The sequence below is a fragment of the Nonomuraea harbinensis genome (genome assembly GCF_019396385.1).
Taxonomy (GTDB): Bacteria; Actinomycetota; Actinomycetes; order Streptosporangiales; family Streptosporangiaceae; genus Nonomuraea; species Nonomuraea ferruginea.
Map to the genome: position 1 here is coordinate 85,533 of NZ_JAHKRN010000017.1, position 25,881 is coordinate 111,413.

Sequence of the window (25,881 nt, forward strand, 5' to 3'; positions counted from 1 at the left end):
CCATGGCTGTTCTGAGGCGCAACCTGACGGCCTACGGGTTCCTGTGCGCGGCGCTGTTCTGCTTCGCGGTGTTCGCCTGGTATCCGATGATCAGAGAGTTCATCCTGAGCTTCCAGGAGACGAACCTGATCGATCCGCCCACCTGGGTCGGGCTGGACAACTTCGAGTACGCCGTGGGATACCCGGGCTTCACCGAGGCATGGATCGCCACCCTGCAGTTCACGTTCCTCGCGCTGGTGTGCGGCTTCGCCGTGCCGTTCGTCGTCGCGCTCGTGCTCAACGAGCTGCGCCACGCCCGGGCCTATCTCAGGTTCGTGGTCTACCTGCCGGTCATGCTGCCGCCGATCGTGGCGGTGCTGCTGTTCAGGTGGTTCTTCGATCCGGGGCCCGGGCTGTTCAACCAGCTGCTCGGGCTGGTCAACCTGCCCGGCCTGGCCTGGCTCGACTCCCCGGCCACCGCGCTGATCTCCCTGGTCATCGTCTCGACCTGGATGAACATGGGCAGCGCGACCCTGATCTACCTGGCGGCGCTGCAGAACATCCCGCCGGAGCTGTACGAGGCGGCCGAGCTGGACGGGGCCGGGATCCTCAAGCGGATCAGGCACGTCACGATCCCGCAGACCAGGCTGATCCTGCTGCTCATGCTGATGCTGCAGATCGTGGCCACCATGCAGGTCTTCATCGAGCCGTACATGCTCACCGGCGGCGGGCCCGCGGGCTCGACCGTCACCGTCGCCTACATGATGTTCCAGTTCGCCTTCACGAACCAGAACTACGGCGTGGCCGGCGCGCTCGGCATGATGCTCATGATCGTGCTGCTCGTCTTCGCCGCGTTCCAGCTCCGGCTCACCCGGGAGGACAAGGCATGATCTCCGTCGGCGCCCGGGCCGCCGCCGGCCGCAGGCGGGCGGCCCGCCGCCCGAAACCCATCGACACCGGGCAGTTCCGTACGATCATCTCCCCGCTCCAGCTCAACAGCCGATGGGGACGGCGCGTCTACTGGGCCGTGCTCGTCACGGTCGTGGTGACCTTCACGCTGGCCTTCGTCTTCCCGCTCTACTGGATGATCACCGGCGCCATGAAGACGGGCGAGGAGATCGCCCAGATGCCGCCGACGCTCTTCCCCGCCGACCCCACCCTCGACGCCTACGCCGAGGCGTGGAACCTGTTCGACCTCGGCACGCTGCTGTGGAACACCGCCTACTACTCGCTGGGCGGCTGGGTCTTCTGCATGCTCGTGGACGTGTCGGCGGCGTACGCGCTGTCGAGGCTGCGGCCGATGTTCGGCGGGGTGATCCTGGGCGCGATGCTGGCCACGCTGATGATCCCGGCCATGGTCGTGCTGATCCCGCTCTACGTCACCGTCGTCGACCTCGGATTGTTGAACAATCCCTGGGGGCTGTGGTTCCCCGCGGCCGCCAACGGGTTCAACATCTTCCTGCTCAAACGGTTCTTCGACTCGATCCCGCGCGAACTGATCGAGGCCGCGCGGATCGACGGCGCCGGCGCCTTCCGGGTGCTCTGGTCGGTGGTGCTGCCCGTGTCGCGGCCGATCCTCGGCGTGGTGTCGATCTTCACCATCGTCACCTCGTTCAAGGACTTCGTCTGGCCGCTGCTCGTCATGACCGACAGCGACAAGATGACGCTCAGCGTCGGCCTGTCGCAGACCGCCGGCATGGTCACGCAGAACGCCGTCATGGGCGGCCTGGTCGTCGCGAGCATCCCGACGATCATCGTCTTCTTCGTCTTCCAACGTCACATCATGGCGGGTCTCACCGCCGGATCTATCAAAGGGTGATCATGTCGAAAACGTGGTGGCGGGGGGCCGCGATCTACCAGGTCTACCTGCGCAGCTTCGCCGACGGCAACGGCGACGGCGTCGGCGACCTGGCCGGGCTCCGGTCCCGCCTGCCCTACCTGAAGGACCTCGGCGCCGACGCCATCTGGCTCAACCCGTGGTACCCGTCGCCGATGGCCGACGGCGGCTACGACGTGGCCGACTACCGCGGCATCGAGCCGGTGTTCGGCACGCTCGCCGAGGCCGAGACGCTGATCGCCGAGGCGCACGAGCTGGACCTGAAGATCATCATCGACGTCGTGCCGAACCACAGCTCCACGGCCAGCGACTGGTTCCAGCAGGCCCTGGCCGACCCGGCCGCCCGCGACCGGTTCTGGTTCCGCGACGAGCCGGGCGACTGGCAGTCGATCTTCGGGGGTCCCGCCTGGACGCAGGTGCCTGACGGGCAGTGGTACCTCCACCTGTTCGCCCCGGAACAGCCCGACTTCAACTGGGACAACCCTGACGTGCACCGGGAGTTCGAGGACGTGCTGCGGTTCTGGTTCGACCGCGGCGTGGACGGCGTCCGCATCGACTCGGCCGCCCTGCTCCACAAGTCCGACACCGCGTGGGAGGACCTCGACCCCGTCCACGACGTCTACCGCCACTGGCGGACCATCGCGGACTCGTACGAGGACCGCGTGCTGATCGGCGAGCTGTGGCTGCCCGACCAGGAACGCTTCGCCCGCTACCTGCGGCCCGACGAACTGCACACCGCCTTCAACTTCGACTTCCTGTCATGCCCCTGGGACCCGGAGGAACTGCGCCGCGTCATCGACCTCACCCTCACCACGCACGCCACCGTCGGCGCCCCGCCCACCTGGGTCCTGTCCAACCACGACGTGACCCGCCCCGTCACCCGTTACGGCCGCGCCGACACCAGCTTCGCCCACGGCGGCGCCCTCCACGGCACCCCCTCCGACCCCGAACTGGGCTACCGCCGCGCCCGCGCCGCCGCCCTCCTGGCCATGGCCCTGCCCGGCGGCCTCTACGTCTACCAAGGAGAGGAGCTGGGCCTGCCCGAGGTCGAGGAGCTGCCTGACGAGCTGCGCCAGGACCCCATGTACGCCCGGTCCGGCGGCACGAACCCCGGCCGCGACGGCTGCCGCGTCCCCCTGCCCTGGTCCGGCGACGAGCCGCCGTTCGGCTTCGGCGGGCCGTCGCCGTGGCTGCCGCAGCCGGAGAGCTGGCGCAAGCTCACGGCCGAGGCCCAGCTCGCCGACCTGGACTCGATGCTCAACCTGTACCGCACGGGCCTGCGCCTGCGCCGGGAGTGCTTCGGCGACGGGACGCTCACCTGGCTCCCGTACGGGGACCGGGTCCTGGCCTTCACCCGCGACTCGGGCGTCACCTGCGTCGCCAACCTCGGCCCGGAACCCGTCCCGCTGCCGGACGGGGCGGTGCTCCTGGCGAGCGGCCGGCTGGAGGACCGCCTCCTGCCCCCGGACACCACCGCCTGGCTGCGCACCCCATGATCGGGGCGGGCTAGCATCGGTGCGGTGAAGCGCCTTCGCCCGATGCCGCCCGCCCAGCTCGACGCCGACGCCCGCGCCCTCTACGACCGCATCAACGCCGGCCCCCGCGGCGCCTCGATGCTCGACGACCAGGGCGCGCTGGTCGGCCCCTTCAACGCCATGCTCCTCAGCCCCGCCCTGGGGGACCCCCTCCAGGAGCTGGGCGCCGCCATCCGCTACCGCTCGTCCTTGACGGACCGGTGCCGCGAGCTGGCCATCCTGATCGTCGCCGCCCACTGGTCCAGCACCTTCGAGCTCCAGGTCCACGAGAAGATCGCCACCGGCCTGGGCTTCACCGACGCCCAGCTCGCCGCTGTCCGTACGGGAGAGCCGCTCTCTTTGGAGGACCCGGAGGAGGCCGCCGTCCTCCGCGTCACCCGCGCCCTGGTGACGAACGGGGACCTGGACGACGAGGAGTACACCCTCCTACCGGAACCGGCCCTCTTCGAGCTGACCACGCTGACCGGCTACTACGCCACGCTGGCCCTCCAACTCCGCGTCTTCCGCGTCTGACCGCCTCTAGCCGTCGAGCTGTCTCCACGGTGGCGCCCGTGATGGCCGGCGCGGGGATGACTGAGCTTGATCATCTGTAGCCCGCTTGGGACTCCAGCTGACGATCCCTCTGATGATTACTTAAAGTGATGTTGATGTTCCTCTCCTGTGCCTGTCCGCCCGGGAGCTGGTCAGGGCCTATGGTCGTGAGGGGGCTCGCAAGGTGGGGCAACGTCTGCAGGCGCTGCGGGCTGCCGAGACTCTCGACGAACTCTTCACCATGCCAGGGCGGTGCCACCCCCTGCGAGGAACGTACGCCGACTGCTACGCCATGGATCTCCATCAGGGATGGCGGATGGTGTTCAGGCTCATGACGTCGGAGGAGAAGAAGGAACGGGGGATAGAGGAAGGGGCGGCAGCTCTGGTCATAGAGATCGTCGACTACCACGGCTGATCAACGCAGTTCGAGAGGAGCGTGAGGGATGGCGGCCATCGATTTTCACACGTCCGGCGTTCCCGATTACGCCGTGCCTCCAGGGGAGACGATCCGCGAGTTCCTTGACGATCTCGGTATGAGCCAGCGTGAGCTTGCGGCACGGCTCGGCCTGAGCCCGAAACACGTCAACCGACTCATTCAAGGGTTGGTGCCGCTGAGCAGCGATGTCGCTCAGCGGCTTGAATTGGTAACCGGCATGCCTGCTCGGTTGTGGAACCGTCTTGAGGCGGACTACCAGTCTGCGCAGCAGAGGCTGCGGCTTGAAGGCGAATTGGCGGCGGCGGTTCCTTGGGCGAGAAGCATGCCCGTTCGTGAGCTGGTCAGGCGAGGGATTCTTCCTGAAGAGCCCAAGGATGACCTTTCCCGCGTGCAGCAATTGCTGGCCCTGTTCGGTGTCGCTCACCTGTCCACGTGGCAGGATCTCTACGAAAGCCCCGTCGCGTCCTTCCGTCAGACCAGATCGTTCGAGGCCATCCCGAGCGCGGTCGCCGTGTGGCTCCGTCTCGGCGAGCTCGCTGCCCGTGATGTCGAGTGCCGGGAGTTCGACGCGGCAGGGCTTCGCGCTGCTCTGCCGCGGCTACGTCAGCTGACTACTCAGCCGCGCGGACTCATCGCCCCGATCATGCGTGACATCTGTGCCCGGCATGGTGTGGCCGTTGTCTTCGTACGCGAAATCACCGGCGCGCGGGCCAGTGGAGCCACCTGCTGGCTTTCCCCGGGTAAGGCCATGCTCCTGCTCAGCCTCCGGTATCGGACGGATGACCATTTCTGGTTCACCTTCTTCCACGAGATGGGCCATATCGTCCTGCACGGGAAGAACGACATCTGGATCGAGGACAGCGTGTCGGCCGATGACCCGAAGGAAGCGGAAGCGGATCGATTCGCCTCTGATCTCTTGATCCCGCGGACGCTTCTGCCCAGACTGTCTTCTCTCAAGTCCCTTGGCTCGGTTGAGGAGTTCGCGCATGAACTGGGCATCGCGCCGGGGATCGTCGTCGGGCGCCTTCAGCACGACGGTTTCTGGCCTGCGAGCCAAGGCAACAGGCTGAAAAGAAAAGTGGATCTGGAGAGCGACTTCTAGGAGCATGTTCACTGGATGACGTCCTCGCCGAGTTCGGTTACCCCGCGAACAGCTGTAGATGATCTGGACGATGATGCGGCAGCGCCTACACCTCGGTGAGCAGGTAGAGCAGTGCGTTCATGCTCGTCCCGCTCACGATGTCGCGCTTGTCGATCAGCCGCCGGATCTCGGAGAGCGGCACCCACTCGATGCGCTCGGCCTCCCACGGCTCGGTGGGCGGGCCGATGTGCCGGGCGGTGTCGGCACGGAAGATGTGGTGCTCGGAGTCGGAGATGCCGCTCGTCGGCTGGGTGTAGAGCAGCGGACGCAGCGGGCCGGGACGCCAGCCGGTCTCTTCCTCGACCTCGCGGGCGGCGGCCGCGATCGGCTCCTCGCCCTCGTCGACCTTGCCGATCGGGATCTCCCAGCCCCACGTGTCGGTGATGAACCGGTGCCGCCAGATCAGCAGCACCCGGCCCCGCCCGTCGGTGACGACCGCCCCGGCCCCGGGCGCCGTGCGGATGAGCCGGTGATCGAGGTGTCTGCCGTCCGGCAACTCCACATCGGCCACCCGGACGTCGATCCAGCGGTCAGAGTAGAGCGGTTGTTCCGAGTGGACCTGCCAGCGCATGCGGCTGCTCCCAGCGTGGACGGCTGCGTCGGCACCACGCTACAAGGAACCCTGGTCACCTCAACGCGTTGATCACCGTAGCTGCCATCAGCCGCACTTGCCGGCGAGCCAGGCGCGATATTCCCTCGGGTAGTTCGTCATCACGCTCTTCGGGGCCTCGTTCAGCACCTGCTGCCATCGGTTCACGTTGCCGCTCCACGCGGGCGGCGGCTCCTCCCAGCCCACGCCGTCGGTCCAGCGCGCCTCGGAGCCCTTGAGCAGGCCGGGGTGGCGTCTGGCGAGCTCGGCCTGGATCCAGGAGTCCTTCGAGTAGACGAGGATGCGCTGCGCGGCCTGGCGTTCGACGATCGGGTCGGAGATCTCCTTCCAGGCCGCCGTCGCGTAAGTGGGGTCGGACAGCGCGCCCCTGGCCTCGGGTTTGACCTCCAGCAGCGCGACCAGGCCGCGTGAGCGCACGTGGTCGAGCCACTGCCGCAGCGTGTAGACCTGCTCTCCCTGGTACGGGCCGCGCGCGACGCGCCGGTCGCGCAGGTTGTCGCTGCCGGCCGTCCACCAGAGGGCGGTGATGTTCTTCCTGGTGCCCGTCAGGCCGTTCGTGGTGGTGTTGTGCCACATGACGGCCTTGGTGCCGTGTCTGGTGAGCTGGACGTCGCCTTCCACCCCGTCGGCGCCCCAAGCTTTCTGGTCGTCCAGGGCGCGGACGTTGTTGGGCTGGCGGATCTTGTCCCGGTCCCACGGGTTGGAGCCGGAGGGGTAGCCGCCGTGTCCGAAGACCTGCGGGCAGGCGACCACGCGAGCCGCATCCGTACGGGCGTGCGCCGAGGGCGGGACGGCCGCCCAGGTGATCGCGGCCAGTGATGCGGCGATGGCCGCGTTCGTCCTGATCGTCATAAGGGTCCGACTCCGTACGTGATCGAGGGGGTGATCCGCAGGCGCAGCGTACGTGCCGGGCACCACGTGATCAAGAGGGCGTCGGCACGGCTCCGTCAGGTTGCCTCGCCCACCGATAGACGTGAGAATCACTGACCCATGGCTGTCTTAAGGATCACAGGCACTGTCGCGATACTCTGCCTTGCGCTCTCGTCAGGCTGCGGATTGCTGCCCGGGACACCGAACACGTCCGAAGGCCCGCACCGGGTGCCGGTCGAGTCACCGGCCCGGCCCGGTGACGACGGCGCCGGTGCGCCGGAGGCCCTCTCGCATCACTGGGTCGGCCTCAACCCGGTCTGGACGGTCGAGCAGATCGACAAGACGCCCCAGTACTACGGTCTGGTCTCCGACGGCGTCCGCTTCGTCGCGATGCGTAAGGAGATCAAGGGTGGTGCGCGCGGCGAGTTGACCGGCTACGACGGCGCGACCGGCAAGCGGCTGTGGCAGCGGGAGCTGGCCTGGAGCGGTTCGAGCGCGCCGGTCGCCGAGGACGAGACGATGGTGGTCGCCCTCGGCGACGAGGTGGACAGCAGGATCGAGGTGCCCGCGGAGTTCGTGGCGCTCGACACCACCACCGGCGAGGAGCGGTGGCGTGCCAAGGTGCGGCAGCGCGCGTTCATGACCTCCCACCTCTTCCTGCCTGCGCCCGCGCAGGGCGCCATCCTGGACGGCGTCTTCTACTACGCCGACGGGGCCAAGCTGTACGGGCGTGACCTCGTCACCGGCAAGGTGCGGCACCAGCGCACCAGCAAGACGCACCTCGCCGTGGCGGGGCCCGTGGCCGCCGGGGATCGGCTGGTGGTCCTGGTCCGGCCGGACCCGTTCAGGCATCAGGAGAACCTCGACGGCAACGTCCGCAGCGCGGCCGTGCTCAGCAAGACACTCACCCCTGTGCACCAGCTCGACCTCCCGAAGGGAACCGAGGCCACTCAGGTGACCTCCGGCGGCGACATCGCCGTCGTCAGCGAGGGCGGCGGTACGAACCGGCACATGTGGGGCATCGACTCCCGTACGGGCAAACAGCTGTGGAACCAGCCGCTCGGGAAATCCCAGTTCGTCGGCCCGCCGGTGGGGAACGTCCTGCCCCTCATGGACTCTTCGCGCAACCACGAGCAGCAGTTCGTCGGCCACGACCTCCTCACCGGCCGGAGGCTGTGGAAGCTCGCGCCCCGCCAGGCCGAGAACCGCGTGGACAGGAGCCGGGCGATGGGCGTGGCCGACGGCACGCTGTTCGGCCTCGGCCACGGCGTCGAGATCGTCGATCCGGCCACCGGGAAGATCACGTTCGCCGCCCAGTTCACCCCGCGCGGCGGCGGCCTGGTCACCGCCGCCGGGGGACGCGTCGTGATCTACAACCACGACGGGCTCATGGGCTTCGACTGACGCTCCCGGGACGATTCGACGGATCGCTAAGGGAATGAACGGCGGCGGCGGAGGAGCAGGCCGCCCGCGCCGGCGGCCAGGACGAGAGCCGACCCGGCCAGGACGAACATCCGCCCGTCGGGGCCCGCGTCGCCGCCGGCCCCGGTCGCGACCCCTTCACGAGGGGTGATCGACCTCCGGGGTTCCTCGGAGTCGTCCTCGGTGGGGGTCACGGTGACGACGGCCGTCTTGGTCGGGGTGGCGGAGGCGGAGGGCGAGGCGGAGCCGTCGCCGACGGTCAGGGTGTAGGTCTTGAGCGAACCAGGGCTGGTCGGCTCGCACTCGATGAGAGGCTCCGTGGGCCGCGGCCCGAAGTTGACGGAGGCGGGTTTCACGGTCGCGGTGCCCGCGCGCCCCGAGGTCGTCTTCATGTCCACCGAGGCCGGCAGCGCGATCGGCTGACCGACGGCGACGCCGCTCAGCTCGCCGACGCCAGTGGCCGAGGTGAGCCCGGTCAGGCCGGAGATCGACGCGTACGCGTACATCTTGAGACCCGTCGTCGGCAGCCCGTTGGGCGCTTCCAGCTCGGCGCCGCTCTCGTACGTGCCCTTCCACCCGATCGTGAACTGCTCGCCGACCTTGGGGTTGGCGGCCGGCAGCGTCAGGGTGGTCCTGATGCGGACGGTCTGGGGCGCGCCGGAGGTGGGGGTGCAGGTGTAGTCGACCACGTCACCGGTGCCGCCGCCTCCGTCCTGGCCGACCGTGACGGTCACGCTCTCGGTGCCGGTGGTGGTGCACGTCGTCACGTCGGTGGGGGTGACGGCCAGGGCGAGCTTGAGGCTGCCGGTCTCGGTGGAGGGCTTGATCGTCACCTGGCCGCCGGTGGCGGCGGTGATCTGTACGGTGCTCGTCACCTGGCCGGTGGGCACCGCGGTGGTGCCGGGCGTGACGCTCGCGCCGGTCTTCGACAGGTCGGCGTGGGTGCCGCCGGTGACCGCGAGCTTGCCGTTGACCTGGACCTGGGTGGTGGGGGTCGGCGCGGTGCGCAGGGTCAGCGCGGGGATGGCCCACTTCGCCTCGAACGAGCCGCTCGCGGTGTCCGGCACGACGATCGGCACGCTCAGCGTGGTGTTGCTGAAGGGGCCTCCGGAGCAGGTGTACGCCACCGTCAACGTCTTGTCGGCCGCCTGCGCGGGTGCGGCGGCGGACAGGAGCACCAGGCCGATGGCCGATGCCACCACGGCGAGCTTCGGCACGATCCGTCTCCCTGTCGATGGGATGAAAGGACCGCACCACGATGGCATCCTTTGGTCACATCTGTATCGAGATCAGCATCCTTCGGCAAATAATCGCTTGCCTGGGCCTCCTAGCCTGGAATTCATGAGACCTCTCACCGAACCCCAGATTCGCACCTCGTTCGTCAACTGCACCAAGGGTGAGGCGTCCCGTCTGCACGTGCCGCGTGACCTGCCCGGCCAGCCCTGGGACGACCTGGACTTCCTCGGCTGGCGCGACCCGAAGGCCCCCGACCGCGCCTACCTGGTGGCCGAGCGCGACGGCGGCCCGGTCGGCGTCGCGCTCCGCCTCGTCACCGCCCGCCACGGCCACCAGCGCCGCAGCATGTGCTCGCTCTGCCTCACCACCCACACCGGCAGCGGCGTCGCCCTCGTCTCGGCCCGCAGGCGCCGCGGCGAGGCCGACTCGGTGGGCGTCTACGTGTGCGCCGACCTCGCGTGCCCGCTGTACGTGCGAGGCAGGCGCAAGCCGGAGTTCGGCGAGCGCCTGGAGGAGTCGCTGACCCTGGACGAGCAGGTCGACCGCATGACGGCCAACCTGCATGCCTTCCTGGACCGCGTGGCCTGATCAGGTGCGGTTCTTGCAGGTGTCGCGCACCTTGTAGAAGTACGACAGGTACTCGGTGTGCACGTCCCGCCCGGAGATCCTGATCTGGGCGTCGTCCGCGTTCTCCAGGTGGGTGAAGTTGGCGCTGCCGGTGTAGACGCGGGGCGTGATGTCGTCGTCGTAGAAGCCGTCGGTCATCATCAGCTTCAGGTGCGGCACGACCGAGCGGCCGCCGGCGGTGAAGCGGCAGGGGGTCACCTGGATGCGGCGGCCGTTGACGGTCTTGGCCAGCTCGGCGCGGATGGTGGCGTCGGCGTTGCCGGTGCCGTCGGCGCTCTTGTAGTAGACCAGGTCCACCCAGCAGTTCTCGCCCCGCAGCCGGACCAGCTCCTGGGCGATGGCCAGCCGGTGCTGGTTGAAGTGGGTCAGCACGAGCCTGATGTCGGTCTGGCGGTAGACCCCGTCGGTGTCCTGGTAGCGGCACTCGACGAGCTTGAGGATGTTGGCGATGGGGTCGCCGCTCGACCTGGCGCGCGGGAAGAACGTGGCGCGGTACTTCGAGCCGGTCGGGGTGGTCCAGTAGTAGGCGGGGTTGGGCGCCTGCCGCCGGCCCAGCCGCAGGTCGTCGAAGTACGTGTAGTAACCGTTGTAGACGGCGGCGTCGGTCAGGGTGAACGCGTCGTTGTAGGAGTTGTACAGATACCAGTCGGACAGGTTGGACGAGGTCTGGAAGACGACGTTCCCGTGCGTGGTCCCGTTCACCTCGATGCCGGAGAACAGCGCGAACTTGCTGTGCAGGTAGTCGCGGCCGATGCAGCCGCGGTCGACCGCCGACGGGTTGGGATACTCGCAGCCGATCACGTACGAGCCGGCGCTCTCGTTCGCGCCGAGCACGGCCTTGAGGCGGGCGGTGATCTCGTCGTTGGCCCCGTTCTCCATGTCGTCGAGGATGACCTTGACGCGGACGCCGCGCTGGTGCGCCTGGATGAGCGCGTCGGCCACCTCGGTGGAGCGCTGGCCGGGGGAGAACTGGTGGTTGACGAACCTGATCTCGCTGGCCGTCCTGGCGGCCCTGATCAGCCGGATGAGCTGGTCCATCACGGCCGACTGCTGGGCGCTGGGCGTGCCGGGCACGCCGGAGTCGGCGACCGGGTCGTTGAACACGGGCGCGTTCAGCACCGGCGGGCCGGTGACGTCGGCGGACGCGCTGCCGGCGGGTAACAGGGCCGCGGCCAGGCATAAGGCCACGAGCGTGGCGATTTTCTTCATGAAGAGCGCCTTTCTGCGTGACAGTTTTCGCTGCTCGACTGTCATACGCGGAAAGATCGCCTGTCAATGGCCCCTGTCAGGTGGACTCGCGGATCACCAGCTCCGTCGGGAGGACGACCGGCTCGGCCGGGAGTCCCTCGAACAGGTCCAGCAGCAGCCGTACCATCGCCGCCGTCTGCTCGATGACCGGGTGGCGGATCGTGGTCAGCGGCGGCTCGGTGTACTTGGCCGCCTCGATGTCGTCGAAGCCCACCAGCGCCACGTCGTCGGGCACCCGCCGGCCCGCCTGCCGCAGCGACTGCAGGGCGCCCACCGCCATCAGGTCGTTGGCCACGAACACCGCGTCGAGCTGCGGGTCGTCGCCGAGGAGTTGCCGCATGGCGACCGCGCCGGACTCGCGGGTGAAGTCGCCCACGGCGACGATCGAGCGGCGGTCGGAGTCGCGCAGCACGTTGCGGTAGCCGGTGAGCCTGTCCTGCCCGCCGATCATGTCCTGCGGCCCCGCGATGGTGGCGATGCGCCTGCGCCCCTGCTCCACCAGATGGCGCACCGCGGTCTCGGCCCCGCCCACGTTGTCGTTGTCGGCGTACGGGATGTCGACCGGGACGGCGGGCCGGCCGTACGAGACGACCGGGACGCGCAGCCGGGACAGCGCGCTCGGCAGCGGGTCGGCGCCGTGCATGGAGATGAGCATGACCCCGTCGACGTGCCCGCCCGCGATGTAACGCTCCACCCGGGCGTGGCTCTTGGCCGACGAGGCCAGCATGAGCACGACCTGCTTGTTGACCGTCTCCAGCTCCAGGCTGGCCGAGCGGATCACCGTGGAGAACAGCGGGTCCTCCGAGAACACCCTGGTCGGCGGCTCGGAGACGACCAGGGCGATCGAGTCGGTGCGCTGGGTGACCAGGCTGCGCGCCGCCGAGTTGGGCACGTAGCCGAGCTCGTCGATGGCGCGCAGCACGGCGTCGCGGATCTGCGGGGCCACCGTCGTCTGGCCGTTGACGACACGGGACGCGGTGGCCCGCGAGACGCCCGCGCGGGCCGCGACCGCTTCCAGGGTGGGACGTCTCATGGCAACACCAAAAGGGAGGGCACGGAAGGAAATCTACAGGCGGTTCGCGGCGATCACATCGCGATACCACAGCGCGCTGTCCTTGAGGACCCTGGCCTGCGTCGCGTAGTCCACGTGCACGATGCCGAACCTGCGCCGGTAGCCCTCCGCCCACTCGAAGTTGTCGAGCAACGACCAGACGAGATAGCCCCGGAGGTCGGCCCCCGCCTCGATGGCCCGGCCCACCTCGCGCAGGTGGCCGCGGAGGAAGGACACCCGGTCCGCGTCGTGGACCCTGCCGTCCTCCACCACGTCGTCGAAGGCCGCGCCGTTCTCGGTGACCATGAGGCCCACGTCCGGATAGTCCTTCGACAGCCGCACCAGCAGCCGCGACAGGCCGTCGGGCACGATCGGCCAGCCCATCGCGGTGACCGGCGCGTCGGCGGGGGCGAAGCGGATGTCCTCCGAACCCGGCCAGGCCGCGTCCGCCGGCAGCCCGGGCCCCGCCTCGACCACGCACGGGTTGTAGTAGTTGATCCCGATCAGGTCGATCGGCGCGTTGATCGCCTCCAGGTCGCCGTCCAGGATGTGGCCGGTGCCGCCGTTGCGCCCGGCGGCGGCCAGCACCTCCTCCGGGTAGCGGCCGTGGAGCGCGGGGTCCAGGAACTGCCGGGTCAGCAGCGCGTGGACCCGGTCGACGGCCGCCGCGTCGGCCTCGTCCGGCACCGCCTCGTGGTCGTTCACCTGGGCCGGGGTGAGCACGGGGGAGGAGTTGACGACCAGCATGATGCTGGCCGCGCCCGCCTCCCGCAGCCGGGCCGCCGCAAGGCCGTGGCCCAGCAGCAGGTGGTGGGCCGAGCGCATGGCGGAGGCCGGGTCCTTGCGCCCGGGCGCGTGCACGCCGTTGCCGTAGCCGAGGAAGGCCGCCACCCACGGCTCGTTCAGCGTCGCCCAGTTCTGTACGCGGTCGCCCAGCCGGTCGTGCACGACGGCCGCGTACTCGGCGAAGCGGTGGGCGGTGTCGCGGTTCGCCCACCCGCCCCGGTCCTCCAGCGCCTGCGGGAGGTCCCAGTGGTAGAGCGTGAGGTACGGGGAGATCCCGGCCTCCAGCAGCTCGTCCACGAGCCTGTCGTAGAAGGCCAGCCCGCGCGGGTTCGCCGGCCCGCGCCCGTCGGGCTGGATGCGCGGCCAGGCCACCGAGAACCGGTAGGCGGCCAGGCCCAGCTCGCGCATGAGGGCGACGTCGTCGCGGTATCGGTGGTAGTGGTCGCAGGCGACGTCGCCGGTGTCGCCGTCGGCCACGTTGCCGGGGGCGTGGGAGAAGGTGTCCCAGATCGACTGGCCTCGCCCGTCCTCCTTGACCGCCCCCTCGATCTGATAGGAAGCCGTAGCGGCACCCCAGACGAAGTTTTCCGGGAAAATCATCCCTTGACCGCTCCTTGCATGATTCCGCCGATGATTTGCTTGCCGAACAGGGCGAAGACGATGACGAGCGGCAGGGTCCCCACCGCCGTGCCCGCCAGGCCCAGTACGTAGTCGTTGACGTATCCGCTGGCCAGCGTCGACAGCGCCACCTGGACCGTCGGGTTGTCCGGGGTGAGTACGACGAGCGGCCAGAAGTAGTCGTTCCAGGCCGACATGAACGTCAGCATGCCCAGCACGGCCGCCGCGGGCCGGGCGGCGGGCAGCACGACGTGCCAGAACAGCCCCCAGGTCGTGCAGCCGTCGACCCGCCCCGCCTCCAGCAGCTCCGTCGGCAGCGCCCTGCTCAGGTACTGCGTCATGAAGAACACGCCGAAGGCGTTGACCAGCGCCGGCACGATCAGCGCGTAGTTGGTGCCGGTCCACTCCAGCTTGATCATGAGCATGTAGAGCGGGATGATGCCGAGCTGGGCCGGCACCATCATGGTCGCGACCGTGATCACGAGCATGATGTTCTTGCCCCTGAAGCGCAGCTTGGCGAAGGCGAACCCGGCCAGCGTCGAGAAGAACATCACCGCGATCGAGATCGACCCGGCCACGATGAACGAGTTGAGCAGCGCCAGCCCGAACGGCACCGTGTCGAAGACCCGGGCCACGTTGGCGAAGAAGTTGCCGCCGGGCAGCAGCGGCGGCGGCACCTGGGCCAGCGCCGAGTTGTGCCGGGAGGCCACCACCACGCTGTAGTAGAGCGGGAACGCGGAGAAGAACGCCACCGCCGTCAGCGTCAGATAGCGCAGCTTCATATCACTCCGCCCTTCACGCGCCTGGTCACCAGGTAGTTGATGCCGGCGACGACCACGACGAACAGGAACATCACCCACGAGGCCGCCGAGGCGTAGCCGAAGTCGAACTTGGTGAACCCGTGCTCGTAGACGTAGAGCGCCAGCGTCTGGAACTGCCGGTCGGGCCCGCCCGTGACGAGGCCGCCCCCGCCGCCGCTGCTGGTGCCGAAGAGCAGCGGCTCGGCGATGACCTGCATGGCGCCGATGGTCGAGACGATGACCACGAAGATGATCGTCGGCCGGATCATCGGCACGGTGATCCTGACCAGTTGCTTGAGGTTGCTCGCCCCGTCCAGGGTCGCGGCCTCGTACAGCTCGCGCGGCACGGCCTGCATGGCGGCCAGGAAGATGAGCGCGTTGTAGCCCGTCCACCGCCACATGATCATCACCGAGAGCGCGAGGTGCGAGGTCGCGGTGCCGGCGGCCCAGTCGATCTGGCCCACGCCGAACCACGACAGCACCCAGTTGATCAGGCCGAAGTCCCGCCCGAACAGCTGGCTGAAGATGACCACCACGGCCACGACGCTGGTGACGTTGGGCACCAGCAGCGAGACCCGGAAGAGGGTCTGGAAGCGCAGCCGCCTGTTCAGCAGGTGCGCCAGCCAGATGGCCAGCACGAGCTGCGGCGCGGTCGACAGGATGCCGATCGACAGCGTGTTGAAGGTGGCGTTCCAGAAGTAGTCGTCGGCCAGCAGCGTCCCGTAGTTCCGCATCCCGACGAAGGTCTGCTCCTCGTCCAGGAGCGTCCACTCGTGCAGGCTGACCCAGGCCGTGTAGGCGAGCGGGAACAGGCCGAACGCGGCGAACAGCAGGAAGAAGGGCGCCACGTAGGCGTACGGCGACACCCTCGTGTCGAGGGTGTGCCGCACACTGGTCCTACGCCTCCGCCCTACAGCGAGAGGGAGGGTGCTCATTTGATCTTCTTGACGTCCTCGAGCACCTGCGCCCACGCCTCGTCCGGGGTCTGCTTGCCCTGCTCGACCCGGCCCAGGCCGTTGCCGATGGCGACCCGCACGTCGGCCTCCTTCGGGCCGAGGTGCTGCGGCTTCAGCGCCTTGGCGGCCTCGGAGTAGATCTTGCCGATCGGGGCGTCACCGAAGAACGGCTTGGTGAACGACTGGATCGACGGGTCGTCGTACAGGGCGGGGATGGACGGGAAGGTGCCCTCCTCCTTGAAGACCTTGGCCTGGTTCTCCTTGGAGGTCAGGAAGTCGATCAGCTCGGCGGCCTCCTTCGGGTGCTTGCTCTGCGCGGGCACCATCAGGTGGGAGCCGCCGCTGTTGCCGGAGCCGCCGGGCACGGTGGCGATGTCCCACTTGCCGGAGGCGTCCTGGGCCTGCTCCTGGATGAAGCCGGTCATCCAGGCCGGGCAGATGATGGTGGCGAACGAGCCCTTGGCGAAGCCGGTGTTCCACGGCGGCGAGAAGGCCGCGAGCTTGGCGGTCAGGCCCTCGGTGGTGATCTGGTTGGACAGGTCCCAGGCCCTCTTCACGTCCGGGTTGGAGTCCACGATGATCGTGTCCTGCGCGTCGTAGAGCCCGACGGGCGCCTGGTTCACCATGGCGCGGAAGATCTCACCGGGGGAGTCGACGAACTTGGCGCCCTCCACGTTCGCGGCGGCGAACTTCTTGCCGGTGGCGATGTAGTCGTCCCACGTCGGCCAGAGCTGCCCGACCTCCTCCCGGTCCTCGGGCAGCCCGGCCTTCTTGAACAGGTCCTTGCGGTAGCACATGGCCAGGCCGCCGACGTCGGTGCCGAGGCCGAGCAGCTGCCCGCCGTCCTTGCTGAGGCCCTGCTGCCACTTCCAGTCGAGGTACTCCGGCTGCCGCTTGTCGAGCCCGAACTGCTTGAGGTCGGTGAACTTCTGCGGCTGCGCGGTGAAGGTGCTGATGTAGCCCACCTCGACGCCCTCGATGTCGGCGGCGCCTGCGTTCGTGGCCAGCCGCTTGACGAGGTTGTTGTGGTGGTCGTTGAACTGGGTGACGTTCTCGACGATCTCGACGTTCGGGTGGGTCTTCTTGTACTCCTCGTAGAGCGGCTTGAAGCCGAAGTCGCCGAAGAGGTTGACGGTCAGCTTGATCTTCTCCGCGGGCGCGGCGTCGGCGCCCGCGGTGTCGCCGCCGCCACCCCCGCCGCCACCGCACGCGGTGGCGAGGCCGAGCAGGGACGCGGTGATCAAGGGTACGGCGATGCGCCGGAAACGAGGAGCCATGGAGCCCTCCGGGACTGGGAGCCATAGGGGAGTGGTGAGAGAGCGCTCTCCGAAAACTTTCAGACAGATCCATGCGGGCTGTCAACGGCTGCGGAGTAACGATCGCCGTTACCGAGAGAGCGATCTCAGGGCTGGTGGACGGTGCTCGGCCGATCTTCGTGATTTACTGGACCTCATCGGCCTGTCGCCTGATCGGCGGCCGGACGCCCACCTTCTCCCAGGCGTGACGTCAGTGTGCCGCCGGCGGGCGGGCGCCGGACTCGTTAATAAGCACGCGCTCACATTATCTGAAGTACGATGACAGCGGCATCGCCGTCGGGCAACGCTCGGATTGAGGAGTCATGGGCCAGAAGACCAAGAGTGCGGGCCGCCCACGTCGCAGCAACGTGCGCGGGGAGAACACCCGGGCGCGGTTGATCGACGCGGCACTTGAGTCCTTCTCCACGCGGAGCTTCCACGGCACCGGGACGCGCGACATCGCGGAGGCGGCCGGCATGAGCCAGGCGGCGATGTACGTCCACTATCCGACGAAGGAAGACCTGCTCTACCAGATCTCCTATGACGGCCATCTGGAGATCGAGGGCGTCGTGCTCGACGCCGTGGCCCGCGGCTCCTCGCCCAAGGAGCAGCTCGCCGAGGTGATGTACGACTTCACCGTGTGGCACGCGCGCTCGCACACCCGGGCCCGCGTCATCAACTACGAGCTGGGCGGGCTGACCCCCGAGCACCGGGAGGAGATCGCCACGTTCCGTCGCAGGCTGGAGGCCACGATGCGGCGGATCCTGGTGGCGGGCGTGGAGGAGGGCGGCTTCCTCGTGCCGGATCCGTCCATGACCGCGCTGGCGCTGCTGTCGCTGGGGATCGACGTCTCGCGGTGGTACCGCGACAACGGCCGGTGGACGCCCGAGGACATCGGGGAGCGGTACCGGTACCTGGCCCTGCGGATCGCGCTCGGGTTGCCACAAAAATAAGCAATCGATCGTTTACTTGCGCATCCGATTACGGCAAAGTGGTGCCGCGGGTGCGGCGAGCGTCGCACCTTGAGGGGTTCCAGGAGGGACAGATGGCCAACCTCGCCGTGATGCTCGAAGGCGCCGCCGCCACTCACCCCGACCGCGTGGCGGTCATCCAGGGTGATTCAGAACTCTCGTACCGGGACGTGGACGCGGCCGCGCGGAGAGTCGCCGGCGTGCTGGTCTCGGCGGGGATCCGTCCCGGTGACAGGGTGGCGTTCTCATGCCCCAACGTCGCGGAGTTCCCGATCGTCTACTACGGCATCCTCAAGGCGGGCGCCGCCGTCGTACCGCTGAACGTGCTGCTGCGCGGCCGTGAGATCGCCTATCATCTCGCCGACTCCCGGGCCAAGGTCTACATCGCCCATCGCGGCACCGCGGCGCTCCCCATCGGCGAGGAAGCCCTGGAAGGATTCCGGGCCACCGAGAGCTGCGAGCGGCTCTTCCTGGTCGGCGCCGAGCCCGGGGCCGTCCCCGAGGGCGCCGACCGGCTTGAGGACGCGATGGCCGACGTCCGCGACGTGTTCGACACGGTCGAGGTGGACGACGAGGAGACCGCCGTGGTCCTCTACACCTCCGGCACGACCGGTCAGCCCAAAGGGGCCGAGCTCCGCCACAGGAACATGCGTGACAACGCGTACTCGGTCTCCAAGGTGTTCGCGTGCGACGCCGCGCGTCCCGACACGTACCTGGCCGTGCTTCCGCTCTACCACAGCTACGGGCAGACCGTCGTGCAGAACATCGGGTTCGCCTTCGGCGGCACCATCGTCATGCTGCCGCGGTTCGACGCGCAGGAGGCGCTGGAGCTGATGCGGCGCCACCGGGTCACGTTCTTCTCCGGCGTGCCGACCATGTACTGGGGGCTGATGGCGGCGGCGAACGAGTCCGTCGACGTGGCGCAGGTCGCCCGTGATCTACGCGTCGCCAACTGCGGCGGCGCGCCGCTCCCGGTCGAGATGCACCGGCGTTTCGAAGAGCGGTTCGGCGTGACCATCCTCGAAGGCTACGGACTGTCGGAGACCTCGCCGGTGGCTTCGTTCAACCCCTTCGGGCGCGAGCCGAAGGTCGGGTCCATCGGCGTGCCGATCCCGGACGTCGAGATGAAGCTGATCGGCGACGACTGGTCGGACGTCGATCCTTCGCCGGGCACGGTGGGGGAGATCGCGATCAGGGGCCACAACGTCATGAAGGGCTACTTCGGGCGGCCGGAGGCCACCCGCGCCGTCATCAGGGACGGGTGGTTCCGCACCGGCGACCTCGCGCGCAGGGACGAGGACGGCTACTACTTCATCGTCGACCGGTCCAAGGACCTCATCATCCGAGGGGGCTACAACGTCTATCCCCGTGAGGTGGAAGAGCTCCTCATCCAGCATCCCCGCGTGTCCCTGGCGGCGGTCGTCGGCGTCCCCCACGAGGCGCTGGGCGAGGAGGTCATCGCGGTGGTGGTCCGCGAACCCGGGGCGGACGTCACGGAGGAGGAGCTCGTCGCCTGGGGGAAGGAGCGGCTGGCCGCCTACAAGTACCCCCGTCAGGTGCGCTTCGTGACGGAGATGCCGCTGACCTCGACCGGCAAGATCCTCAAGCGGGAGCTGAAGGAGATGATGGCCGGCGCCTGAGACGCCGCAAGGGCCGCGCGGGCGGAACCGCGCGGCCCTTGCCGTCCGTTCGGCGGGCTCTACCGGGGGCGCCGCGCCGGCAGTCCTTCGGCCAGCGCGCTGCCCGCCTCCTCCAGGTACGTCTGACAGGCCGGCACGGCGGGCGCGAGCCCGATCACGGGGTGGATCTGGCCCCGGGCCTCGATGACCACCGTCTCGACCCCGGCGTCGCGGAGCCGGTCGGCGAGGGCGAGCCCTTCGTCGCGGAGCGGGTCGTACTCGGCGACCATGAGCACCGTGCGTGGCAGCCCGGTCAGATCGGCGACCGCCGGGTCGGGCGCTCCCGAGGCGTGCTCGTCCTCGGGGCCGAGGTAGAGATCCCACATCCAGGCCATCTGGGAACGGCGCGGAATGTGGTCGTCGCCCATGGCCCGCCAGGACGGCGAGTCCATCCGCCGGTCGACCGGGGGGCAGGCGAGGAACAGCCCGGACAGCTCGGCGCCGGTCTGGAGAGCGGCGCCGAGCACGACGTGCGCGCCCGAGCTCTCACCCGCGAGCAGGAGCCGCCCCGCGTCCACGCCGTGCTCGCCGGCGGCGGACGGAAGCCAGCGCAGCACCTCCAGCACGTCCTGCACCGCTGCCGGATGCGGATACTCCGGGGCGAGGCGGTACTCGACGGACAGCACGGCGCACCCGGTCGCCAGCGCCAGCCGGCGGCACGTCTCGTCGGCGGAACCGACGCTGCCGAGTATCCAGCCACCGCCGTGCGCGAAGACGACGACGGGCGGCGTGCCCTCGGCGGCAGGCCGGTAGAGCCGCACCGGCACACCGCCGGCCGGCCGGGTGGCCAGGTCGACGACGCCGGCCACGGGGGTCACCACCGGCCGTGGCCGGGAGGCCATGACGCTCCGCGCCTTCTCCAGGCCGACCTGGTCGAGCGGCGGGGCCGCGTTCGTCGCGTCGAGGATCGCCCGGGCGGCAGGGTCGATCATGAACCGGTGGCGGCGGACCGCTGCTCGACCACGTCGCGGTAGGGGACGGCGGAAGGCTCGCGGTCGCCGAAAGTCTGGATCGTCGGCAGCACGTCCTTGGCGAAGAGCCGCATGCTGGTCTCGACCAGGTCGAACGGCATGTCGCCGAAGCTGTGCAGCGTGATGAGGTGGCCGACGTCGGCGACCTCCTGGAGCTCGCGGATCTGCTCGGCAACCGATTCCGGGGACCCGAACAGGCCCGCCGAGGCCTGGTCCTCGTAGCCCTTCTTGACGACGAGGGCACGCTCGTCGTCGGTGGCGTCGGGCATGAAGTACTCCGAGCCGAGCTTGTCGTAGTGCCAGGTGGTCATCGCGCTGGTCTTCCGCCAGTACTGCTCGCCGATCTCCCTGGCGCGCTCGTCGTCCTCATGGACGTACACGGTGGTGGCGATCGCCGAGGTCGAGGCCGGCCAGCCGTGGCCCGACCGGATCTCGTTGAACGCGCCCAGTTGCTCGCGCAGCGCATCCCATCCCCGGTAGTTGGTGAAGAGCGGGGCCGCGCCGCTGTCGGCTGACATGGTCATGGACTCCGGGGAGGCCCAGGTCATCAGCAGGTTCTCGGTGAGATCCGGGCTGAGCGGGCGCGGCCGGATGCTGGTGCGGGGGATCCGGAAGTGCTCGCCGTCGAAGGAGAAGAACTCCTGGGTCAGCGCGAGCCGCACGATCTCCAGGCATTCGAGCATCCGCTCCCGCGAGGTCTCGTACGGCACGCCCAGGGTGTTGTACTCGCGGGCCGCGAAGCCGCGCCCGACGCCGATGTTGAGCTTGCGGCCGTCGAGCAGGACGTCGAGGATCGCCAGGTTCTCCGCCAGCTTCAGCGGCTCGTGCCACGGCAGCACCAGCACCATCGTGCCCAGATCGATCCGCTTCGTGCGCCCCGCGATGTACGACAGGATCTGCGTGGGATTCGCCGTCATCCCGTACGGGGAGAAGTGGTGCTCGATCGTCCAGAACGAGTCGAACCCCAGCGGCTCCACCAGATCGGCCATCGCGATCTCACGGCGGAACTGGTCGGCATCGGACACCGGGTAGCTCTTGTCGAAGTGACCTTGACGCGTTCGCTCTTCGAACTCTGTGACGTTGCCGAACCAGGACGAAACTCCTACCTTCACCGCACACCTCAATCGTTCGTGGACCCGGGCGACAGTGCGACCATACGCAGGATCCCCATTTCTGAGCAAGTGCTCATTTAGGTTCGCTGAGCAGGGCGGCGATGAGCTGGGCAGAGGTCCGATCCCTGACCTGATCGGGTGAAGATCTGCGAGGCCGGGTCGTCTCCGCGCCGGATTCGGAAGATGTCGGACGTGGCGGGTGAGGGTGGTGCTCTCCGTGCCCCGCCGGAGAGGCCGCCGCGCGGTGATCGAGGCCTCGCGGGCGGTTCCGGCGGTGCGGGCGCGGTTCCGGCCTGCCGGGACGCCGGCGGCTTCCTTGTGGTCGATCGATCAGGGAATAGCCGAGTTGTGGCATTCCCGCCGGTCGGCGGCCTGGGGCGGGGGTTCCGGCGCGTGGCGCTTCGGGGGCCGGGCTCGATCGTGCGGTCCGGAAAGGGCCTACCGGGTGATCTGCATGCCGGTCCGGCGCGCCGCTATTCGATCTCGGACCTCGGTATGTGGTCCGGCTGCCTCCGGTGGGCCGGCACCGGCGCGGATGGCGTCGTGGCTGGGCATTCGCTCAGTGATGGGCGGGATCCTGGGCGGCCCTTGATGCTTCTGTTATGTGGGTTCGCCTGGGACGCATGCTTGACGCGAGATATCGGTCACACCTAGCGTTATCACTCGCTTAGGAAATCTCGCCTCAGGTTGGGCGCGGTGTGTCGCGCCAAAGGGAGATCGACGGCCGTGACCGATTTCATCAACAATGTACTAATACCTGGCGCGGCGGGAGGAGCGACAGCCGGGCTCTTCGCCCTGGCTTTCGTGGTGATGTACCGGACGACCGGTGTCCTGAACTTCGCCCATGGTCAGCTGGTGATGCTGATGCCGCTGGGCGTGCTGGTCGTCAGCGACCTGTGGGGCCTTCCCGTGGTCTTGGGCCTGGTCGTCGCCGTGCTGGTCCTCGCGGCGGTGGTCCTCATGGAGGAACGCGTGGCCATCCGGCCCTTCGTGCAGAGCGGCCACGCGATGCCGTGGATCCTGTCCACTCTCGGGTTCTCGGTGGTCCTCGCGGAGCTGATGGCCATCCCCTACCGGGCGCAGCCGGTGCGCTTCCCCTGGGGCATCTCGGCCAAGGCCCACGATCTCGGAGGCATCCAGGTCTCGTGGGCGGAGATCGCGATCGTGGTCGCGTTCATCCTCCTGGTGGCCGCGCTCACCATCTTCGACCGGAGGACCACGACCGGCCTCCGCCTCCGCGCGGTCGCGCAGGACAAGGACGGCGCGGCCGCGATCGGGATTTCGCCCGGCGCCGCATCCCGGCTCAGCGCCCTCATCGCCGGCGGGATCGCCGCGATCACGGGACTTCTCATCGTCTCCACGCAACTGGTCTCGCCGGAGCTCGGCCTGACCTTCCTCTTCAACGGGTTCGTGGCAGCCGCGGTGGGAGGTCTCGACAGTCTGCACGGAGTGATCGCCGGTGGATTCATCGTCGGCATCGTCGGACAGACGGCGGCGACGTACATGGGAGGTAACTACGTGCAGATCGCCATGTTCTCCGTACTGCTGGTCGTGTACCTGACCCGGCCGCACGGACTCTTCGGCCGAGCCAGCGTGCGTGCGGTATGAGCGGCATGCCGGGCCTCGCCCAGCGGATGAACCGCGGGCTCCATGACGCCTCCGAGCGCGTGGCGGCCACCCCCTTCGGGCGGCCGGTCGTGCACGCACCCCTGGTCTTCGGGCTCCTCCTCGTCGCCTACGCGGTGCAGGGGCCGGGATCGTTCGCCACCTACACGATCCTCACCATCCTCATCTACGGCATCGCCGTGCTGGGACTCAACATCCCGGCCGGGTTCGGCGGAGCGCTGTCGCTGGGGCAGGGCGCCAGTTTCGCGGTCGGTGCCTACACGGTCGGAGCGCTGACGGTCGACAACGGCTGGCCGTTCTGGGCCACCCTGCCCGTGGCCGCCCTCGTGGGCCTGGTGTTCGGGCTCGTGCTGGGCGCTCCGGCCGGTCGGCTGGGGGAGATCGGGCTGGCGCTCATCTCCCTGGGAGCCGTGCTCATCACGCTGGACCTCATCGTGGCGCTCGACGGGATCACCGGCGGTGTCACCGGTCTGTCTCCCATCGGGCTGATCACCGGGTTCGGCGCGGAGCCGACGTACTCGCTCTGGCTGCTGCCGGTGCTCGTGACGGCCAGCGCCCTGGTGGCCTACCTGCTGCACTACGCCGTCCGGGTGTCGCTGATCGGCCGCTCGGCGATGGCGACCCGCGACGAGCCGATCGGCGCCACCGCGCTCGGCATCTCGGGGTACCGGTCCAAGGTCGTCACCTTCACCCTGGGGTCGGGGTTCGGCGCCTACGCCGGCGGGCTGTTCGCCTACATGGCGCAGTACATCTCGCCCGACGCCTTCACCGCCCACCTGAGCATCCTGCTGCTGGCGATGGTCATCCTGGGCGGGGCCGGCTCCATCTACGGGCCCCTGCTGGGCGCGGTGATCCTCGTACTCCTCCCACAGGCGCTGGCGGCGTACGCGCACGTGAACACCATCATCTACGGCGCCACCCTGATGGCGGTCGTGCTGCTGCGGCCGAGCGGCCTCATCTCCCGGACCGCCGCCCCGGTGCGCGACCGGCTGCGCGCCTCCGCGGACGATCCGTCCGGAGCCGAAGAGCGGGAGAAGCCCGAGCCGGCCGCGGCGGCGGAGCGGATCAGGAACGCCGGGCCGGACGCGGGCCTCCAGGTACGGGGGATCTCACGTTCGTTCGGCGGCCTCAAAGCACTCGACTCGGTCTCGCTCGGGGTGCGCCCCGGTGAGGTCCTCGCTCTCATCGGCCCCAACGGGTCGGGCAAGACGACAGTGATCAACGTGGTCACCGGCCTGTATCCCGCCGAGGAGGGCCGGATCGTCCTCGACAGCGAGGACATCACCCGGCTCAAGGCCCGCCGCATCACCGAGCTGGGCGTGGCCAGGACGTTCCAGACTCCCAAGACGTTTCCCGGGCTGAGCGTCGCCGAGCACCTGTTCCTCGCCAAGCGGCTGCAGCCGCCGGGACAGGTGGTGGGCGAGGACCTCGACCCGTGGGTGCGCCGCCTGCTCAAGCTCGGCGGGATCGACCCGGACGATCCGCGCATGATGGCCCGTGAGACCGGCCAGCTGGGGCACGGGCAGCTCCGGTTTCTGGAGATCGCCATGGCGATCCGCCACTCGCCGCGCCTGCTGCTGCTCGACGAGCCGGCGGCCGGGCTCTCGCAGATCGAGATGCAGGGGCTGGAGCAGGTCACCCGCGAGCTCGCGGACCTCGGGATCGCCGTCATCGTGGTGGAGCACCACCTCGATCTCGTCACCCGGCTGGCCGACCGCGTCGTCGTGCTCGAACTCGGCAAGGTCCTGTGGGAGGGCCGGCCGGACGAGCTGATGGACGCCGAGGCGGTCCGGGTCGCCTATCTGGGAGGTGCGGGATGAGTGCCGCGCTCGTGGTGGAGAACCTCGGTGTCCGGTACGGCGGCGTGACGGCCCTGCGGGACGTCAGCCTCTCCGTGGACGAGGGCCAGATCCTCACGGTCCTCGGCGCGAACGGAGCGGGCAAGACGTCGATGCTGCGGGGGATCAGCGGGCTGGTGTCGTCCACCGGGACCGTGACGCACCACGGCAGGACCCTCGGCCGCCTCGACGCCGCCGCCCGGGCCCGCGCCGGCCTGGGCCACGTACTCGAGGGGCGGCATGTCTTCCCCGACCTCACCGTCAGGGAGAACCTGCACCTCGGCTCGCTGCTGTCGCCCAAGCCCGCCGAGGGCGTCGAGAGAGCGCTGGCGCTGCTGCCCGAGCTGGAGGAGATGGCCGGCCGCAAGGCGGGCAGGCTCAGCGGCGGGCAGCAGCAGATGCTCGCGATCGCGCGCGCGATCAGCGGATCCCCGTCCGTCCTGCTGCTCGACGAGCCCACGAACGGCCTGGCTCCGATGCTGGTCCAGCGGACGATCGACGTGATCGGCGCGATCCAGGAGCTCGGGGTGGCGGTGCTGCTGGTCGAGCAGCGCGTCGAAGTCGCCCAGGCCCTCGGCAGCGAGGTGCTCGTCCTGCAGCGCGGCGAGGTCGTCGGCACCGCGCACGGAACGGATGACGACCTCGAAGACCGTATCCACACCGCCTATCTGGCTTGACCCAACCCAACCGTCCGGTCATCGGGGAC

Annotated in this window: 23 protein-coding genes; 12 read left to right on the top strand and 11 right to left on the bottom strand. The window is 69.1% G+C overall.

Going from position 1 to position 25,881, the window contains the following annotated elements; genetic code table 11:
- Positions 1 to 2: 2 nt before the first annotated feature.
- The 5 genes from KME79_RS19405 (at position 3) to KME79_RS19425 (ending at position 5,420) form a co-directional block, all read left to right on the top strand.
- On the top strand, positions 3 to 869 hold the full coding sequence (locus tag KME79_RS19405; RefSeq protein WP_219545636.1) for a carbohydrate ABC transporter permease: 867 nt from the start codon (positions 3 to 5) through the stop codon (positions 867 to 869).
- On the top strand, positions 866 to 1,798 hold the full coding sequence (locus KME79_RS19410) for a carbohydrate ABC transporter permease (protein ID WP_219545637.1): 933 nt from the start codon (positions 866 to 868) through the stop codon (positions 1,796 to 1,798). Before KME79_RS19405 ends, KME79_RS19410 begins: the two co-directional genes overlap by 4 nt.
- Before the next feature lie 2 nt (positions 1,799 to 1,800).
- Entirely contained in the window at positions 1,801 to 3,312 is a 1,512-nt protein-coding gene (locus tag KME79_RS19415) for a glycoside hydrolase family 13 protein (RefSeq protein ID WP_219545638.1), read from the top strand.
- A gap of 24 nt (positions 3,313 to 3,336) precedes the next feature.
- On the top strand, positions 3,337 to 3,864 hold the full coding sequence (locus KME79_RS19420; protein WP_219545639.1) for a carboxymuconolactone decarboxylase family protein: 528 nt from the start codon (positions 3,337 to 3,339) through the stop codon (positions 3,862 to 3,864).
- Between the two features lie 461 nt (positions 3,865 to 4,325).
- Positions 4,326 to 5,420, top strand: coding sequence for a HigA family addiction module antitoxin (locus KME79_RS19425; RefSeq protein ID WP_219545640.1), 1,095 nt, complete (start codon positions 4,326 to 4,328; stop codon positions 5,418 to 5,420).
- An 85-nt stretch (positions 5,421 to 5,505) separates the two neighbouring features.
- Here KME79_RS19425 and KME79_RS19430 read toward each other — a convergent pair whose 3' ends face one another.
- Positions 5,506 to 6,030 carry an NUDIX hydrolase gene (locus tag KME79_RS19430; RefSeq protein ID WP_219545641.1) on the bottom strand — a complete coding sequence of 175 codons (525 nt, stop codon included), beginning with the start codon at positions 6,028 to 6,030 and terminating at the stop codon, positions 5,506 to 5,508.
- A gap of 87 nt (positions 6,031 to 6,117) precedes the next feature.
- Complete coding sequence (locus KME79_RS19435; RefSeq protein WP_219545642.1) at positions 6,118 to 6,921, bottom strand: glycerophosphodiester phosphodiesterase family protein; 804 nt, start codon at positions 6,919 to 6,921, stop codon at positions 6,118 to 6,120.
- 246 nt (positions 6,922 to 7,167) lie between these two features.
- Here KME79_RS19435 and KME79_RS19440 point away from each other — a divergent pair, with 246 nt between their 5' ends.
- Positions 7,168 to 8,343, top strand: coding sequence for an outer membrane protein assembly factor BamB family protein (locus KME79_RS19440; RefSeq protein ID WP_219545643.1), 1,176 nt, complete (start codon positions 7,168 to 7,170; stop codon positions 8,341 to 8,343).
- A 26-nt stretch (positions 8,344 to 8,369) separates the two neighbouring features.
- Here KME79_RS19440 and KME79_RS19445 read toward each other — a convergent pair whose 3' ends face one another.
- Complete coding sequence (locus tag KME79_RS19445; RefSeq protein ID WP_219545644.1) at positions 8,370 to 9,578, bottom strand: hypothetical protein; 1,209 nt, start codon at positions 9,576 to 9,578, stop codon at positions 8,370 to 8,372.
- Positions 9,579 to 9,702: 124 nt separating this feature from the next.
- On the opposite strand from KME79_RS19445, the gene KME79_RS19450 reads away from it, so the two are divergent.
- Positions 9,703 to 10,185 (top strand): FBP domain-containing protein, encoded by a 483-nt coding sequence (locus KME79_RS19450; RefSeq protein WP_219545645.1) that lies wholly within the window; start codon positions 9,703 to 9,705, stop codon positions 10,183 to 10,185.
- Here the strand turns inward: KME79_RS19450 and KME79_RS19455 are convergent, their stop codons facing one another.
- The 6 genes from KME79_RS19455 to KME79_RS19480 form a co-directional block, all read right to left on the bottom strand.
- Positions 10,186 to 11,433: a phospholipase D-like domain-containing protein gene (locus KME79_RS19455; RefSeq protein WP_219545646.1), complete on the bottom strand. Its 1,248-nt coding sequence runs from the start codon at positions 11,431 to 11,433 to the stop codon at positions 10,186 to 10,188.
- 76 nt (positions 11,434 to 11,509) lie between these two features.
- Positions 11,510 to 12,505, bottom strand: a complete 996-nt coding sequence (locus KME79_RS19460; RefSeq protein WP_148033977.1) for a LacI family DNA-binding transcriptional regulator — start codon at positions 12,503 to 12,505, stop codon at positions 11,510 to 11,512.
- 33 nt (positions 12,506 to 12,538) lie between these two features.
- Positions 12,539 to 13,909: a GH1 family beta-glucosidase gene (locus KME79_RS19465; protein WP_219545647.1), complete on the bottom strand. Its 1,371-nt coding sequence runs from the start codon at positions 13,907 to 13,909 to the stop codon at positions 12,539 to 12,541.
- Entirely contained in the window at positions 13,906 to 14,709 is an 804-nt protein-coding gene (locus tag KME79_RS19470; protein WP_148033975.1) for a carbohydrate ABC transporter permease, read from the bottom strand. The genes KME79_RS19465 and KME79_RS19470 overlap by 4 nt, the downstream gene beginning before the upstream one ends.
- Positions 14,706 to 15,662 (bottom strand): carbohydrate ABC transporter permease, encoded by a 957-nt coding sequence (locus KME79_RS19475; protein WP_148033974.1) that lies wholly within the window; start codon positions 15,660 to 15,662, stop codon positions 14,706 to 14,708. The genes KME79_RS19470 and KME79_RS19475 overlap by 4 nt, the downstream gene beginning before the upstream one ends.
- Positions 15,659 to 16,960 (bottom strand): ABC transporter substrate-binding protein, encoded by a 1,302-nt coding sequence (locus tag KME79_RS19480; protein ID WP_219545648.1) that lies wholly within the window; start codon positions 16,958 to 16,960, stop codon positions 15,659 to 15,661. The genes KME79_RS19475 and KME79_RS19480 overlap by 4 nt, the downstream gene beginning before the upstream one ends.
- A gap of 341 nt (positions 16,961 to 17,301) precedes the next feature.
- On the opposite strand from KME79_RS19480, the gene KME79_RS19485 reads away from it, so the two are divergent.
- Positions 17,302 to 17,931 (top strand): TetR/AcrR family transcriptional regulator, encoded by a 630-nt coding sequence (locus tag KME79_RS19485; RefSeq protein ID WP_219545649.1) that lies wholly within the window; start codon positions 17,302 to 17,304, stop codon positions 17,929 to 17,931.
- 92 nt (positions 17,932 to 18,023) lie between these two features.
- On the top strand, positions 18,024 to 19,589 hold the full coding sequence (locus tag KME79_RS19490) for a long-chain-fatty-acid--CoA ligase (protein ID WP_219545650.1): 1,566 nt from the start codon (positions 18,024 to 18,026) through the stop codon (positions 19,587 to 19,589).
- Positions 19,590 to 19,648: 59 nt separating this feature from the next.
- On the opposite strand, the gene KME79_RS19495 is transcribed toward KME79_RS19490, so the two are convergent.
- On the bottom strand, positions 19,649 to 20,560 hold the full coding sequence (locus KME79_RS19495) for an alpha/beta hydrolase (protein WP_219545651.1): 912 nt from the start codon (positions 20,558 to 20,560) through the stop codon (positions 19,649 to 19,651).
- The gene (locus tag KME79_RS19500) at positions 20,557 to 21,624 is read right to left on the bottom strand and encodes an LLM class flavin-dependent oxidoreductase (RefSeq protein WP_219545652.1); all 1,068 of its coding nucleotides are present in this window, start codon (positions 21,622 to 21,624) and stop codon (positions 20,557 to 20,559) included. The genes KME79_RS19495 and KME79_RS19500 overlap by 4 nt, the downstream gene beginning before the upstream one ends.
- An 813-nt stretch (positions 21,625 to 22,437) precedes the next feature.
- On the opposite strand from KME79_RS19500, the gene KME79_RS19505 reads away from it, so the two are divergent.
- From KME79_RS19505 to KME79_RS19515, 3 genes are read left to right on the top strand one after another with little or no spacing between them, the layout of a single operon-like run.
- A complete protein-coding gene (locus KME79_RS19505) occupies positions 22,438 to 23,319 on the top strand; it encodes a branched-chain amino acid ABC transporter permease (protein ID WP_219545653.1) in 882 nt (293 codons plus the stop codon).
- On the top strand, positions 23,316 to 25,157 hold the full coding sequence (locus KME79_RS19510) for a branched-chain amino acid ABC transporter ATP-binding protein/permease (RefSeq protein WP_246640093.1): 1,842 nt from the start codon (positions 23,316 to 23,318) through the stop codon (positions 25,155 to 25,157). Before KME79_RS19505 ends, KME79_RS19510 begins: the two co-directional genes overlap by 4 nt.
- Entirely contained in the window at positions 25,154 to 25,852 is a 699-nt protein-coding gene (locus KME79_RS19515; RefSeq protein ID WP_219545654.1) for an ABC transporter ATP-binding protein, read from the top strand. The genes KME79_RS19510 and KME79_RS19515 overlap by 4 nt, the downstream gene beginning before the upstream one ends.
- Positions 25,853 to 25,881 lie beyond the last annotated feature (29 nt).

Bases quoted from the DNA above. Each gene is read 5' to 3' on its own strand.
- KME79_RS19465 (WP_219545647.1), bottom strand. From the start codon at position 13,909: ATGATTTTCCCGGAAAACTTCGTCTGGGGTGCCGCTACGGCTTCCTAT.
- KME79_RS19470 (WP_148033975.1), bottom strand. From the start codon at position 14,709: ATGAAGCTGCGCTATCTGACGCTGACGGCGGTGGCGTTCTTCTCCGCG.
- KME79_RS19450 (WP_219545645.1), top strand. From the start codon at position 9,703: ATGAGACCTCTCACCGAACCCCAGATTCGCACCTCGTTCGTCAACTGC.
- KME79_RS19460 (WP_148033977.1), bottom strand. From the start codon at position 12,505: ATGAGACGTCCCACCCTGGAAGCGGTCGCGGCCCGCGCGGGCGTCTCG.
- KME79_RS19415 (WP_219545638.1), top strand. From the start codon at position 1,801: ATGTCGAAAACGTGGTGGCGGGGGGCCGCGATCTACCAGGTCTACCTG.
- KME79_RS19515 (WP_219545654.1), top strand. From the start codon at position 25,154: ATGAGTGCCGCGCTCGTGGTGGAGAACCTCGGTGTCCGGTACGGCGGC.
- KME79_RS19490 (WP_219545650.1), top strand. From the start codon at position 18,024: ATGGCCAACCTCGCCGTGATGCTCGAAGGCGCCGCCGCCACTCACCCC.
- KME79_RS19485 (WP_219545649.1), top strand. From the start codon at position 17,302: ATGGGCCAGAAGACCAAGAGTGCGGGCCGCCCACGTCGCAGCAACGTG.
- KME79_RS19495 (WP_219545651.1), bottom strand. From the start codon at position 20,560: ATGATCGACCCTGCCGCCCGGGCGATCCTCGACGCGACGAACGCGGCC.
- KME79_RS19410 (WP_219545637.1), top strand. From the start codon at position 866: ATGATCTCCGTCGGCGCCCGGGCCGCCGCCGGCCGCAGGCGGGCGGCC.
- KME79_RS19475 (WP_148033974.1), bottom strand. From the start codon at position 15,662: ATGAGCACCCTCCCTCTCGCTGTAGGGCGGAGGCGTAGGACCAGTGTG.
- KME79_RS19425 (WP_219545640.1), top strand. From the start codon at position 4,326: ATGGCGGCCATCGATTTTCACACGTCCGGCGTTCCCGATTACGCCGTG.
- KME79_RS19435 (WP_219545642.1), bottom strand. From the start codon at position 6,921: ATGACGATCAGGACGAACGCGGCCATCGCCGCATCACTGGCCGCGATC.
- KME79_RS19405 (WP_219545636.1), top strand. From the start codon at position 3: ATGGCTGTTCTGAGGCGCAACCTGACGGCCTACGGGTTCCTGTGCGCG.
- KME79_RS19430 (WP_219545641.1), bottom strand. From the start codon at position 6,030: ATGCGCTGGCAGGTCCACTCGGAACAACCGCTCTACTCTGACCGCTGG.
- KME79_RS19510 (WP_246640093.1), top strand. From the start codon at position 23,316: ATGAGCGGCATGCCGGGCCTCGCCCAGCGGATGAACCGCGGGCTCCAT.
- KME79_RS19455 (WP_219545646.1), bottom strand. From the start codon at position 11,433: ATGAAGAAAATCGCCACGCTCGTGGCCTTATGCCTGGCCGCGGCCCTG.
- KME79_RS19480 (WP_219545648.1), bottom strand. From the start codon at position 16,960: ATGGCTCCTCGTTTCCGGCGCATCGCCGTACCCTTGATCACCGCGTCC.